At 71.0% G+C, this 12,436-nt stretch carries 14 protein-coding genes and 1 pseudogene; 8 read left to right on the top strand and 7 right to left on the bottom strand.

The genetic code is table 11. The features are described 5' to 3' along the window. Positions 1-61: 61 nt before the first annotated feature. Positions 62-787, bottom strand: a complete 726-nt coding sequence (locus ACWG52_RS06260; protein WP_376681446.1) for a sigma 54 modulation/S30EA ribosomal C-terminal domain-containing protein — start codon at positions 785-787, stop codon at positions 62-64. Positions 788-1,690: 903 nt separating this feature from the next. On the opposite strand from ACWG52_RS06260, the gene ACWG52_RS06255 reads away from it, so the two are divergent. Further along, positions 1,691-1,882, top strand: a complete 192-nt coding sequence (locus ACWG52_RS06255; RefSeq protein ID WP_327381885.1) for a hypothetical protein — start codon at positions 1,691-1,693, stop codon at positions 1,880-1,882. Between the two features lie 795 nt (positions 1,883-2,677). Here the strand turns inward: ACWG52_RS06255 and ACWG52_RS06250 are convergent. Then, complete coding sequence (locus ACWG52_RS06250) at positions 2,678-3,010, bottom strand: DUF5994 family protein (RefSeq protein ID WP_376681465.1); 333 nt, start codon at positions 3,008-3,010, stop codon at positions 2,678-2,680. Positions 3,011-3,106: 96 nt separating this feature from the next. Here ACWG52_RS06250 and ACWG52_RS06245 point away from each other — a divergent pair, with 96 nt between their 5' ends. After that, positions 3,107-3,682 (top strand): DUF5994 family protein, encoded by a 576-nt coding sequence (locus tag ACWG52_RS06245; RefSeq protein WP_376681445.1) that lies wholly within the window; start codon positions 3,107-3,109, stop codon positions 3,680-3,682. Between the two features lie 1,019 nt (positions 3,683-4,701). Here ACWG52_RS06245 and ACWG52_RS06240 read toward each other — a convergent pair. Then, a complete protein-coding gene (locus ACWG52_RS06240; protein WP_376681444.1) occupies positions 4,702-4,884 on the bottom strand; it encodes a hypothetical protein in 183 nt (60 codons plus the stop codon). Between the two features lie 314 nt (positions 4,885-5,198). Between ACWG52_RS06240 and ACWG52_RS06235 the strand changes: the two genes are divergently transcribed. Further along, positions 5,199-5,915: an MIP/aquaporin family protein gene (locus ACWG52_RS06235; RefSeq protein ID WP_376681443.1), complete on the top strand. Its 717-nt coding sequence runs from the start codon at positions 5,199-5,201 to the stop codon at positions 5,913-5,915. A gap of 92 nt (positions 5,916-6,007) precedes the next feature. Here the strand turns inward: ACWG52_RS06235 and ACWG52_RS06230 are convergent, their stop codons facing one another. Beyond that, positions 6,008-7,351 (bottom strand): phosphoribosyltransferase family protein, encoded by a 1,344-nt coding sequence (locus ACWG52_RS06230; RefSeq protein WP_453128081.1) that lies wholly within the window; start codon positions 7,349-7,351, stop codon positions 6,008-6,010. Positions 7,352-7,746: 395 nt separating this feature from the next. On the opposite strand from ACWG52_RS06230, the pseudogene ACWG52_RS06225 reads away from it, so the two are divergent. Together ACWG52_RS06225 and ACWG52_RS06220 are read left to right on the top strand one after the other, a co-directional pair. Continuing rightward, positions 7,747-8,586: pseudogene (locus ACWG52_RS06225) on the top strand (PP2C family protein-serine/threonine phosphatase); the annotation flags it as partial. A gap of 86 nt (positions 8,587-8,672) precedes the next feature. Continuing rightward, entirely contained in the window at positions 8,673-9,071 is a 399-nt protein-coding gene (locus ACWG52_RS06220) for a PP2C family protein-serine/threonine phosphatase (RefSeq protein WP_376681441.1), read from the top strand. 80 nt (positions 9,072-9,151) lie between these two features. On the opposite strand, the gene ACWG52_RS06215 is transcribed toward ACWG52_RS06220, so the two are convergent. After that, positions 9,152-9,775 carry an Rv1733c family protein gene (locus tag ACWG52_RS06215; RefSeq protein ID WP_376681440.1) on the bottom strand — a complete coding sequence of 208 codons (624 nt, stop codon included), beginning with the start codon at positions 9,773-9,775 and terminating at the stop codon, positions 9,152-9,154. 236 nt (positions 9,776-10,011) lie between these two features. On the opposite strand from ACWG52_RS06215, the gene ACWG52_RS06210 reads away from it, so the two are divergent. The 3 genes from ACWG52_RS06210 to ACWG52_RS06200 all read left to right on the top strand — a co-directional run bounded on the left by ACWG52_RS06210 (position 10,012) and on the right by ACWG52_RS06200 (position 11,466). Then, positions 10,012-10,503 (top strand): CBS domain-containing protein, encoded by a 492-nt coding sequence (locus tag ACWG52_RS06210; protein ID WP_376681439.1) that lies wholly within the window; start codon positions 10,012-10,014, stop codon positions 10,501-10,503. 253 nt (positions 10,504-10,756) lie between these two features. After that, entirely contained in the window at positions 10,757-10,975 is a 219-nt protein-coding gene (locus ACWG52_RS06205) for a CBS domain-containing protein (RefSeq protein ID WP_376681438.1), read from the top strand. 215 nt (positions 10,976-11,190) lie between these two features. Beyond that, a complete protein-coding gene (locus ACWG52_RS06200; protein ID WP_376681437.1) occupies positions 11,191-11,466 on the top strand; it encodes an isoamylase early set domain-containing protein in 276 nt (91 codons plus the stop codon). Positions 11,467-11,626: 160 nt separating this feature from the next. Here the strand turns inward: ACWG52_RS06200 and ACWG52_RS06195 are convergent, their stop codons facing one another. Together ACWG52_RS06195 and ACWG52_RS06190 are read right to left on the bottom strand one after the other, a co-directional pair. Then, positions 11,627-11,881, bottom strand: a complete 255-nt coding sequence (locus ACWG52_RS06195; protein WP_376681436.1) for a BON domain-containing protein — start codon at positions 11,879-11,881, stop codon at positions 11,627-11,629. Positions 11,882-11,884: 3 nt separating this feature from the next. Beyond that, positions 11,885-12,376: an OsmC family protein gene (locus ACWG52_RS06190; RefSeq protein ID WP_453128078.1), complete on the bottom strand. Its 492-nt coding sequence runs from the start codon at positions 12,374-12,376 to the stop codon at positions 11,885-11,887. Between the last annotated feature and the right edge of the window lie 60 nt (positions 12,377-12,436).

Genomic DNA, 12,436 nt, shown 5'->3' with positions numbered 1-12,436 from the left:
CGCTCTTCTCCAGATGTGGTCCCGCGGTCCGGGCGTCGGGCAGCGGTGCGTCTCCTCCGGTTCAGGCGGCTGTGGTCGTCGACTCGTGTGCGGTGGGGGTGATCAGGCCGTAGTGGCCGTCGTAGCGGTGGTAGAGGACATTCCCCCGGCCGGTGCTGGCGTCGGTGAAGAACACGAACGGCCAGCCGGTGACATCCAGGCGCCCCTTCGCCTCGGTGAGGGTCATAGGAGGGGCAGGGGCCGGGCTGACGGTTAGCGGCACGGACACCGGGCCGATTAGATCGGGCCGCGGGTGCACCTGGGCCAGCCGGTATTCCGCCGTGCCCGTTCGGTACAGGACGCTGTCCTCGCCCGATCCGGCGTCGGTGAACAACTGGAAGCCGTAGTCCAGCCTCTCCAGGTCGTCCGCCGCCTCGTCGGGCGACTCGAAGGCGAGGGTGAACGACTTGTGCCGGACGACCTCCCGCTCCTCGACCGGACGCGGGAAGTAGCCGGGGCGGTGGGCGGGCTCATCGCCGTGCCGCCATTCGTGGGCGGTGTCCGGCGTCTGCGTCCGGCTGCGCCGGGCCTCCCAGTGCTCCGCCATCCGCGCCAGCACGGCCGCGAGCCGGTCCCGGAGAAGATCGGCTGCTTCTGTGGCGCTGCTACCCGCCACGTGGGCCCGGGCCAGCCTGCCGTTGACATCCAGGTTGGCCTGCGCGGTCACGGGGCGCTCAATCGCCGGGTTCGCGAGGCGGGTCAGCTTCACCCGGGCGAAGAGCACCGGCCCCGGTGCCTGGTCGAACATCGCCCGTACCTTGTCCCGAACGTATTCGGCATCCTCTGTGGACACCCGGCCGCGGGTCTCCACCTGCACATCTATGAGGGGTTGTGGTGCCGTTCGTTTCATGATGACCTCCGCTGCGCGACTCGGCGTTCGGCAGTCGGCCTGCCTTGCAAGTTCTGGGCGAGCAGGAGTTCATGAGCCGACCGGACCCCATGCGCCGCTCGCTGCGCGGCGTCCGTTTCCCCCGCCGCCGGGTTCTTCTCCGGCTCCTCGGCGAGGGCTCGTACCGGCTGTGCCAGGGGCTGTACGAGCACCTCTGGGGACGCTCAGCCGGTCCTCGGCGCGCTCGGTGTCCGACATGTTCTCGGTCATGGCCGACCTCTCACCGATGGATCACTCCGCTGACGGTCACGCCGTGGGAAGGCGCACACGCTGTGTGCCACCGGTGCCTCTTCGAGCATGTGCAGAGCGCGCGTCCCGTCGCGTGGCGGGTCCGCGTCCCATCGACGCTTCTCGGGTTCGGGAACTCGGCTCCCTCTGCTTTCTTACTCGCCACCACCCAGTCTTCCTTGGCTACCCGAGACTCGCAGGGGGCCGAACGGCCCTTCCCGGGGCTGAGGGGACCTGTCGCACCATCGTCGTCCCGCGGAGGTGAACCGCGATGACCCCGGCGGTACACCACCGGCCCACTCTGCTGCTGGATTGTGTGGTCCTGACCGCCATGACTGGGCTGCTCGCCACCCGAACAATCCGTGAGCGAGCGGACCACGCGCCGACTCCGTTGGCTGTCTCCGTCTGCCGACCGTCTGTAACTCGACCGCCGACAAGCGGCGAGGGCCGAATGTCCGATGGACCTCCACCCTGCCATGACGCACAGTGGCACGTGACGCCGTATGCCCGCTGTCTTGATCACGGAGGCTTGTCATGACCCAGAGCACCCCCTCTGAGCACGACCGCTTGTCGCTCGTCGAAGCACAGGTGCAGACGCTTGCCCAGGCAGTCCGGGCACTGGCCGAAGGCCTGGAGGCCAACCCCTCACAGGACACGGACGCGTCGGCCCACGCGGCGCGCGGCGCACGGCTCGCTCATGAACTTCTCCTGGCCCAGGGCCTGTAGCACCACGGCCACGCCCGGTTGGCCGAACGGGCAAGGGAGTCGTCGACGTGCGCTGCCGCCTTCTCGGCACGGAAGCGACCGCCGTCTGAGGCGGCTGAGCAATGGGACGGACGGCGTGACGAGCTCCTCGGCGCAGACATGGAGGTGAGCGGGTCGTCGCCGTGCGAGCAGACTGGCCGGTCGCTGCCTTCGCCACCGAGTGCCCCGGCAGGCGGCGCCGCTACAAACGCCATCTTCATCAAGGTCACCCGTCTGGCCCACGATAGTTGGCCCGATCGGGCGTCGTGGCGTTGCCTTGAGTCAGGCGGGAGGCACGTCCCGATGACAGACGGTGAGGCACGCTATGTACGAAATGCGCGTAGGCCCCCTCGGGGAGGGCGTAGCCGGTGTCCTGTGGCATGTGCTCAGCAAGATCGAGCCGCACACGTCACTGTGCGGCTCCCGGCTCCCCGCCGGCGTCTCCCCGACCGACCGAACCGCCCTGCCAGAGCTTTACTGCACGTCGTGCATGGCCGTATTCCGGGAAGCGGTCACGGCTCGGGCCGGCTGAACCGCTTCCCTTGGGCCAGAGGAGTGGGCCCATGCAGCCCTGCGCCACCCCTCTCGGCCGGTGGAGAATTGCCGTGACCTTGCACCATCCACCCGAACATGAAAGACACCACCGTGACCTGATACCAGGGCTCTACACCTGCGCGCCCAGCCCCGGCCGGCCCGCGAAGAATCCGTGGAGGCGAGCCGAGCACGTCGCCGCCGACGCTGCGGCTCACGATGCTTCTGGTGATCACCGTACTGCCCTCACCGGCGCGCGGTGTTCCGACGCATTCGACGCACCGAACGGTGACGGGGGCGTCTGCACAGTGCCGCATGTGTCCCGACGACGGCTCCGCGCCACCGCCCGGGGTTGGGTTGTTCGTTCCGGGCGGAGGCGTCCATGCCGACGCGGGTAATCGGCCCGAGATGCTCGGTCACCACGCCGATCAACGCGGGCAGTTCGGCCTCGATGTCGCGCGTGCGCGGCCACCACGCGCCGTCCAGGAGCCCCTCCCAGGACGGAGTAGTCTCAAGCCGCAGCCGAGCCGTGCCGGGTTTGATCGCGTGCGCCCGGAAGGCTTGGCCCACCGGTCGGATCCCGCCGAACGGGCGTACAGTCTTAACAGTGGGCGACGTTCCCAGCGATCACGAAAAACGGGCTGCCGACGGACAGCCCGGGGGCAGGACCGTGACATGACCACCACCCCCGGCCGAACCTCTTCCCGCGACCTCGCCACAGAGCTCCCGACGCGTGTGTCCCTCACGCCGAAGACCACCCTCACCGGCCAGCTGGACGGGGCCTGGTGGCCGCGCTCGCGCAACCTCCAAGCCGAGCTTCCGCCCCTCGCGGCGGCACTGGACGAGGTCTGGGGACGCATCACGCGCGTCACCGTGAACCCCACCCGCTGGCCTGTCATCCCCCATACGGTGAACACCGGCGGGCACACCATCCACGTGGGCTGGTTCACCGAACAGCACCCCGACAAACTCATCCTGCTCTCCTACACCGTCGGCCGCTGGGACCTGCTCGTGATCCCGCCCGATACCGAGCCCGCCGCCGCGGCCCGCCTCATGGCAGCCGCAGCCATCCCCGGCAGCGTCCTCACCGCCGGCGCTCTCATGGCCGACGAAGCGGCCATTGGCCGTGGTCTACGGGACACCCGAAGCCGCGAGGACACCTGGGAGGGCGAAGGAGGGTCCCGCATGGCACCCTCCAAGCACGGCATCGGGCGGCGGGACCTGCCCCCGCCCGGGGACACCTGGAAGTGAGCGGCGGGGACACACCCCTCGTCCTCGCCACGGCGATCCTCTCCCTGGCCGCAGCCAGCACGCCAACCCGCCCGCGCGGCACCCGGGCACGAGGCACGCCGCCTGTCAATTCAGCGACCCTCTGTGCCGGCATCGTCCGACGCCGACACAGATTCCGCCAGGGCGCATCCGGAGCTCCCGGACTGCCCCGGCCGGACACGCCGAAGTCCGGATCGTCGCGGCCTCGCCGAGACCATCCGTACGGTCACCGAAGCCCTGCCTCACGGCTTCGCCGGAACCGAACAGCGCACCCACCCCCCCCGGCGCCGGTACCCGTCTGACGGACCGAGGCTCACGTCACGCACAAGGGGGACGCAGCCATGGTCCGACTTCCTCGCCCGCGCCGTCCAGCATGCCCACGACGAGGGCGCGGCGGTACTCGCCTCCACAGCGGGGAGGCGCCCGTCGCCCCACCGCGGCCGGGGTGACGGCGACAAGAGGGTCCATGCGAATCACCGAGGAAGGGGCCGGAAGACATGACATCGACGTGGACGACCGCAGGAGTCTTCACCGGCGCGGGTGGCGTCCGTACCGACGAGGACGGGATCGTAACCGGCGAGGTGAGCGTGCGCACCATCTGGAAGGACGGACAGGCCCACATAGCGGTGCAGTACAGCGGTGCCCCCCACTGGTGCGCCGTGACCGGGAGCCCCTTGCCCTGCACTAGCGAACAAGCCAGCCGGGCCTTGCACCAGAGCGCCATCGAGGCCGTTCGGGCAGGCGCCGAGGCCACAGTCCGCGGAGTAACCGCAGAATCCGCCTGAGTGCCGGGACGAGAGGCCGGAAGCCGAAACAGCACGCCCCGAACTGTCTGAATCCTCTGTCCGGGTGGGGCGATCACGGCTCACCCTCGGGCGGCTTGCCGGGCCTGGCGGGTGAGTTCCACGGGGCAGTACGAGTGGCGGAGGAGGCTGTGCGTCGCCCATCCGGGGGCAGGGCCGATGAAACCAGGGGAGCGCCGCCCGCCCGTGATCAGCAGGTCAGGGGTGCGCGCCGCCTCGACCGGAGAGCGGGCCACGGACGTGCTCGTCGCGGACGGCGGCCAGGAGGCTGGTTGCGGCGGCGTCCTCGGTGCCGCGGACCACGATGACGGGTGTCGTGGCGCACGCGGCGACCTTCGGTCCGACCGATCCCAGCAGCCGTGCACGATGTGCAGAGGGCACTCCCGACGCGCCGCATGGGCCGCAGCCCAGAGCACCTCTCTCCGTGTGTGTCGATCCGTTCACGAATCCCGTTCAGGTCCTGCAGGGACCGATCGGCGTCAGCACGCCCATGTCATGTCCCAAAGCCTTGGTTCTGCGCGCTGTGCTGCCCCCGGCCGATAGTGGACGGGTGGACGGTACCTGCCGGTCTGGGCGCGGCGGGAAGTATCGAGGGGAGTGAGTGCGATGCCGGTGTGGCAGGCGATCGGCTTCAGCTGTGGTGGCCCGGCGGCGCGGGGCGGTGTGTCGTGACTCGCCGGAGAGGTGGAGAGTGGGTGCGCGGGGCGGCTGCGGGAGGCGCGCCGGAGTGGCGGCGTCTGACCGCCGAGGGCGTCGGGACCTTCTTCCTGGTCCTGGTGGCGGCTGGAGCCGGTGTGGTCGATGCGGTGTCGCACGGGAAGGTCGGCCCGGGCGCGCAGGCCGTGGCACCGGGGGTCATGGTGCTCGCCTTGATCTACACCCTCGGTGAGACGTCCGGGGCCCATCTCAACCCGGCCGTCTCGGTGGCGTTCGCGGCGCGTGGTGCCTTTCCCTGGCGCAGGGTGCCGGGGTACGTCCTCGTGCAGACGGCCGGAGCGCTGGCGGCAGCGGGATTGCTGCGGGCGCTCTTCGGTCTGCAGGGCGGGCTCGGGGCAACGGTGCCGGGTCCGGGGGTGGCGAGCGGAACCGCGCTCGTCTTGGAGATGGTGCTGACTCTGGGGTTGGCGACCGTGATTCTGGGAACGGCGACCGGGGCCCGCAACATCGGGCACAACGCGGCCATCGCAGTGGGCGGTTACGTCGCGCTCGCGGCGCTGTGGGCCGGTCCGGCCAGCGGCGGGTCGATGAACCCGGCTCGCAGTCTCGGTCCGGCGGTGGTCGGCGGCAGCATGGGGCAGCTGTGGATCTATGTGGTGGGACCGCTGGTCGGCGCGTTGCTCGCCATGCCTCTGGCCTGGATCCTGCGCGGGTCCCCGAGTCCGGAGGCCTCGGTATCGGCCGGGGGCCGATGAGGCAGGCCGGTGAATCCGGATGTCAGCGTTCCCGGACGGACGCCCGGCCGGTGCGCCGAGGACCGGCGGCACGTCGGCCGGGCGCGCGGCCATCACGTCTGTCGGTGTTCGTCGGACCTGTGGGGAACGGTGCCGAAGTGGGGAAGATGGCGGACGAACCATTCCAGCGCGGCGTCGGCCACGGCGTCCAGCGCGCCGGGTTCCTCGAAGAGGTGGGTCGCGCCGGGAACCACGCCGACCTGGTGCTCGCAGCGCAGCCGGGCGGCGGCTTGGCGGTTGAGGTCCAGCACCTGATCGTCGGCTCCGCCCACGATCAGCAGGGTCGGAGCGCGTACGGCTGCGAGGCGGGAGACCGCCAGGTCGGGGCGTCCGCCCCGGGAGACGATCGCGGCGATGTCCGACCGGGGTTCGGCGGCGGCCATGAGCGCGGCCGCGGCGCCCGTGCTGGCGCCGAAATAGCAGACGCGCAGGGGAAGCCGCGCGCGGAGCCAGCCCGTGGCCTGCGTCAGGCGCAGAGCCAGGAGCGGTATGCCGAAGACCTTCGCCCGGTCATTCGCCTCGGCCGGGGTGAGGAGGTCGAAGAGCAGCGTCGCCAGCCCCGCACGGTTGAGGACCTCGGCCACGTGGCGGTTGCGGGGACTGAGGCGACTGCTGCCGCTGCCGTGCGCGAAGACGACGACACCCGCCGCGCCCTCGGGCACGGTCAACAGCCCGGGCAACGCCGTGCCTCCCGCGTCCACCGCCACCTCACCAGTCTGTGGCGGGACCCGACCCGAAGCCTGTGCCGGTGCTGCCGGGCGTGCCCGCGCCGCCTCGGCCAACAGCGCGGCGACCTCCTCGTCTCCCACCTGCGAGAAGTCCTCGTACCATTGGCCCACCGCGGAGAAATGACGGGGCACCGAGAGGCACACCACCTCGTTGGCCTCGCGCCGAAGGTGCTCCAGCGCCTGCGGAGCCGCCACGGGGACGGCCAGGACCACCTGCGCCGCTCCGTGCTCCCGCGCCACCTCGCACGCCACGGACGCGGTCGATCCGGTGGCGATGCCGTCATCCACGATCACGACGGTGCGTCCGGTGAGGGTGATCCGCTCCCGGCCTTGGCGGTAGCGTGCCAGCCGCCGTTGCAGCTCTGCCCGTTCGGCCTCCTCCACCCTGGCGCAGTCCCGTTCGCCGAGGCGGGCCGCACGGACCGTCGCTCCGTTGATCAGCCGTACGCCGCCCTCGCCGATGGCGCCGAACGCCACCTCGGGCTGGAAGGGCACCCCGAGTTTTCGGACCACGATCACGTCCAGCGGCGCGCCCAGGACGCGTGCCACCTCCGCGGCCACGGGCACCCCACCGCGGGGGAGGCCGAGTACCACCGGCTCGGCCAGGCCGAGCCGGGACACCTCACCGGCCAGCTGTCTTCCGGCGGCCGTTCGATCGGCAAAGAGCATGCTGCGCCTCCTTTCGCCGGCCTCGGCCCGTCGGTCGGCGCCCGCCGGGAAGGCGACCGGAAGGACGGGGCGGCAACCAGACGGCTGCGCTGGTCGGCAGGCCGCGGTGGTGAGGGGTTCGAGCCCGGCGGCCCGGCCACCTCCGCATCAGGGAGCCGAAGGGCAGGCACGGCACGAAACCACAACCCCTGACTCCAGGGTCGTACCGGTGCGCGAGGTCCGCACCCGGATGATGCCGGCGCCGCGAACGCACCGTCCAGGCCGCGGGCATCGCGCAGGACCGTGCGAGCGTGCCCCTCGGACTGCGATTCCCGGGTGTCCGATCTCGTCCGGGCTTGCAGACTGGGAAGAGCGGAGCCCGTTGTGACAGGGGGCCGGTGAGAGGGGCAGTGGCGATGGGTACGAGGGATGGCCCTCGGGCTCCCGGCAGTCCACAGGCGCATGTCGACACCGGGCTTGAACGAATCGCAGAGCGGGCGAAAGCTCTTGCTGAAACCCAGGAACGGCTTCGGCGGCTGCTCGACGCGGTGTTCGCCGTCAGCGGGGAGAAGGAGCTGCCAGGTGTGCTGCGCAGGATCGTCTCCAGTGCGATGGCGCTCGTCGATGCCCGCTACGGAGCCATCGGCATCCTCGATGACCGGCACGAAAGACTGACGGACTTCATCGCGCTGGGACTGACCAAGCAGGAGAAGCGCCGCCTCGCCGGCACCGGGAAGCCACAGGGCAGGGGCCTGCTGGGCCATCTGATCCACCACCCCGAACCCCTGCGGGTCGATGGCATAGAAGCCCACCCGGAGTCCTCCGGCTTCCCGCCCGGACACCCGCCGATGCGCACACTGCTGGGGACGGCGATCAGGGTCCAGGGCGAGGTGTACGGGGATCTGTACCTCGCCGAGCGCCGCGACGGCAGGCCCTTCGACGCCGATGACCAGGCCGTGGTCGTCGCCCTGGCGGGTGCTGCGGGGGTGGCCATCGAAAAGGCACGTCTGCTCACCCAGATCAGGGAGAGCGCCGAACGATTCCAGCGCCTGTTGCTGCCCACGCTGCCGGACCTGGCGCCGTTCACCGCCGCCGCGCACTACCGCCCGGCAGAGGGGGCCAAGCTGGGCGGCGACTGGTACGACGCGCTGCTCGTGCCCGGGGGGACCTGCGCGGTGGTCATCGGGGACGTCGTGGGCCACGACATGCAGGCGGCGGCGTCGATGGCTCAGATCCGCAACATGCTGCGTGCCCTGCTCTACGAACGCCACACCCCGCCCAGCGCGGTGCTCACGCAGTTGGACCGCACGCTGGAGGGATCACCGACAACCCCGTCACCACGGTGTGCCTGGCCCTCGTCGAGTCTGCGGGCCGGGCCTGGGAGGTGCACTGGAGTACCGCGGGGCACCTGCCTCCAGCGCTCGTCATCCCTGGTGAGGAGGCCCGGTACCTGTACGGCGACCCGGGCCTCCCCCTCGGCGTGGATACGAGCCACCCTCGCCAGGACCATCGCTGTTCCCTGCCTCCGAAAGCGTCCTTGGTCTTCTTCACCGACGGCCTTGTCGAGCACCCCGACCGGCCGCTCGACGACGGGCTGGCCGCTCTCGCCCGTATCCTCACGGCGCACGCGGACCTTCCCCCGAAGAGGCTCTGCCAGGTCTTGGCCGACAATCAGCTGGGCGACGGTCACGACGACATCGCCCTGCTCGTCCTCCGCACCCCGCCCGGCCCCGGTCCTTGATCAGCCCCTCCTTCACTCCCGTCCGGGACCTCCCCGGCGCGTCCGACGGCCACCCCGCGCACGAGCCTGGTTCATCGCCGTCACCGCTCGCGGCGGTTCCACCGGGGTTCGACCAGCTGCCACTCCCGTTCCCACTGCTGGATTCGGCGCCGGTCGAACGTCCAACGGATCCCCTTGTACGTGCCGCCCACGATTACGCACGCGCCGAGCGCGGCGGCCATGCCCGCGGCGATACCCGTGGCCGTCACGGACTCCGCGGTGGCGGGCGGCGAAGTGGGCTTGCCATCGGCGTCCAGCCAGACCCGTGCCCGTGTTCCCTGCTGCTGCCCGGCTGCCACCGGGACCACGGCGGTGTGGACCCCCGCCTGGTCGTTCCAGCGGACCAGTGCATGTGCCCCGGCACGCGTTCCGGGGCTCCCGCCGTCCTTCCGGGCATCGGCCAGGAGCTCCGTCGCGACGAGGTGCCGCTCGGCCACCTGCGTCCGGCGCTGGTGCTCGAAGTGGGCGTGAGCCGTGCTTCCGCCCGTCCACGCCACCAGCGGCAGCGAGGCGATCAGCACGGCCATCAGTACCCGGTCGAGCCGGCGCTCCAAGCGGTCGGAGGGCCTTTCCAGCGGGTTCGCGGCGCCGCCCGGCAGGCTCTCGTAGCGCCGGTGCCGACGTGCCGGCCCGGGCCCGTTTCCTTCGGAATCTGGTGTGCGCATGGCCAGGCCTCCCGGAACACGGGTGCGACTACCTCCTCCACCTTCGTGCGTCGGCAGCCGGACGGCCATGGGCCCCCCGGTCCCCTTGAGGGGCCCGACCAGCACCTGCGCGAGCTGAGGGGCCAGGGGCCATGCTGGATATCCGGGACAAGACCTCACGACGAGGGGAGTCTGGCATGGGATCGGCGACACGCCCGCAGGCGCAGCCTCCAGCTGCCTGGCCGGACACACCCGTGATGACCTGGACCGTCGGAGAGGCCATGCGGACGGACGTGGTGGCCATCGCCGCCGGCGAGACCGTGCTGATGGCCTGGGAACTGCTGGAGAGGACCGGTGCCGCGCACCTTCCCGTCCTGCTGCCGGACGGCCGGTGCTCCGGACTCCTCGATCGCTTCGATGTCGCGGTCGCGTGCTCCGAGCCCGCCGTCGTGCTCTCGGCACTGGACGTCGGCACGTTGGTGTCGGGGCGTCGGCGGGTGGCGGTCCGGGCGGGGGAAAGCGTGCGCAAGGCAGCGGTCGCCATGACGGACAACGGCTGCGACGCCCTGCCGGTGGTCGGCAGCGGCGGCAGGCTGGTCGGCCTGCTGACAGCCTCCGACATCGTCGCCGCCCTCGTGCGGCACCCGGCCTCCGGGCCCCGAACCGCGGAGGGGAGACCGATCGGACCGTTCACGTTGACCCCGGGACTCGGGCCCCGCCGTGACGACCGGGTGAACCCCGTCCCCTGAGCGGCATCACAGGATGAGGATGAGATGGCCAGGACGAACGCCCGCGCGGCCGCACACAGGGCAGGCCCGGAGCGGTGGCGGGAGCCGGGTGCCGACAATGGACCGAGTGGCCCGCTGCCCGCACGTGAGAGGTCCGTCGGTCTGCCGCCGACGCGGCGCAGAGCCACACCGCAGGGGCGGTCCGTGGACACTATCCGGGTCCGCGAACTGTTCGGCTGATCACCCGTCACCGGCACCCGTAGACGCCCACCACATGACGGCAGGAATGCTCGCTGAGGGCAAGCCGTTCACGGTCATGGCGGATGCAGATACCGGACAGGTCCTGCAGATCATGCAAGAACACCGCGTCCGACGACTGCCCGTCATCGAAGACCATCGGCTGGTCGGCATGATCAGCGAAGCCGACCTGGCCCGGCATCTCTCCGAGGAACAGGTCGGCCACTTCGTCGAAGCCATCTGCGCCACCTCTTGATGGATAAAGGTCATCCGCCGAGGAAGTCCGCACCGGCAACGCCGACATGATCAGCGGTGAGCCGACAGGTCCCTACCACGTGGAGGAAGAGCGGTACAGCGCAGCGCTGTCCAGGGACGGCCATCCGGCTGCACGGCCGGACGCGTCGGCAGGCAGATGAGTGTGGACGCATCAGGATGAGCGAGGACCTACCGGACGCAGGAAGGGAACCCTCCATGCTCCAACGAAAGCAGCGCAAGAACCGCACCGAAGTCACGTTCGTGCTGCCCGTCGACGATCCGCCCGGGCCGGTCAGCGTGGTCGGTGATTTCAACGACTGGCGACCCGGTGCGCACCCCCTCACCACGCGTGAGGACGGAACCCGGACTGTCACGCTGGCGCTGCCCGGCAACCAGAGCCATTCGTTCCGGTACCTGGCCGCCGGTGACTACTGGTTCGACGAGGAACAGGCCGACGGCCATGACGGCCGGAACAGTCGCTTGCACACCTGAGTGGCTCGTGCTGCAGCCGGGGACCTACGCGTGCGCCCGGGTGGCTGCGGGGGCCTCGGATACGGGGTGTTCGGGCGGTGGGCCTGCCGGGAGGCGGGCTTCGTCCTTGACGAACCGAACAGGCCATCGCGCACTGCGGGCCCGGCGGCATCACCATGGCTCAGGTGGATTCCAGGCGGCACCGCACGTCGACCACGCCTTCGACGGCCTGGGCGAGCCGGGTGGCCACGGGGATGAGGTGGGCGTCGCGGACGTGTCCCGTCAGGGTGACGACGCCGTGCGTGACATCGATCTTGATGTCTTGTCGCGAGAGGAGGAAGAGCCGCTCGACGACCTCCCTGAGGACTTCGGCGCGGTTTCGAGCCCGGATCCGCGAGAAGTCGGCGGTGGCCGCCTTCCGCCGCGGCGCTGGCACTGCTCAGGGCCGGGTAGGCGCTCGACCCGGGGCCGACTCGTCCGTGCGCCGGCCGTGGGCGGAGTGTTCGAGTTCGACAGTGGTCTCCGGCGGCTGCCGGAGCGTGTTGTGGACGGTGCAGTGCGAGGCGACAGCGAGGAGGCCGGCGCGCCGCTCCTCGGGCAGCTCCGGAGGCGGGGTGACCACGACGCGCGCCGCGCCCACGCGGGCGGGCGGGCCGGCGGCCATCGCGAACTCCGCCCGTACGCCCAGGCCCGCCCGAGGCAGGCCATGGCGCAGCAGGTAGCGCCCCGCGTAGAAGGCGACGCACGTGGCCAGGGAGGCGGCGAACAGTTCAGTCGGCGTGGGCGCGGTGTCCGTCCCGCCCGCTCCCAGGGGCTGGTCCACGCGAAGCCGGTGTCCGCGCACGTCGACCGCGTACACGTCACCCTCGACATGGGTGACGTCGAGCCGTTGCAGGTCCTCCGACGGCCGTGCCGCTGTGGTGTCCGTCATGGCGGGGCCTCCGTTTCGGGTGGGCTACTGCCACTCTGATCGGCCGGCGGTCCTTGGGCA

It is taken from the genome of Streptomyces sp. CLCI03 (assembly GCF_053615355.1).
The sequence above is the reverse complement of the archived record's forward strand: the minus strand, read 5'-3'. Positions and strand labels throughout refer to the sequence as shown.

Bases quoted from the DNA above. Each gene is read 5' to 3' on its own strand.
- ACWG52_RS06200 (WP_376681437.1), top strand. From the start codon at position 11,191: ATGCTCCAACGAAAGCAGCGCAAGAACCGCACCGAAGTCACGTTCGTG.
- ACWG52_RS06260 (WP_376681446.1), bottom strand. From the start codon at position 787: ATGTTCGACCAGGCACCGGGGCCGGTGCTCTTCGCCCGGGTGAAGCTG.
- ACWG52_RS06255 (WP_327381885.1), top strand. From the start codon at position 1,691: ATGACCCAGAGCACCCCCTCTGAGCACGACCGCTTGTCGCTCGTCGAA.
- ACWG52_RS06245 (WP_376681445.1), top strand. From the start codon at position 3,107: ATGACCACCACCCCCGGCCGAACCTCTTCCCGCGACCTCGCCACAGAG.
- ACWG52_RS06205 (WP_376681438.1), top strand. From the start codon at position 10,757: ATGACGGCAGGAATGCTCGCTGAGGGCAAGCCGTTCACGGTCATGGCG.
- ACWG52_RS06190 (WP_453128078.1), bottom strand. From the start codon at position 12,376: ATGACGGACACCACAGCGGCACGGCCGTCGGAGGACCTGCAACGGCTC.
- ACWG52_RS06215 (WP_376681440.1), bottom strand. From the start codon at position 9,775: ATGCGCACACCAGATTCCGAAGGAAACGGGCCCGGGCCGGCACGTCGG.
- ACWG52_RS06210 (WP_376681439.1), top strand. From the start codon at position 10,012: ATGACCTGGACCGTCGGAGAGGCCATGCGGACGGACGTGGTGGCCATC.
- ACWG52_RS06230 (WP_453128081.1), bottom strand. From the start codon at position 7,351: ATGCTCTTTGCCGATCGAACGGCCGCCGGAAGACAGCTGGCCGGTGAG.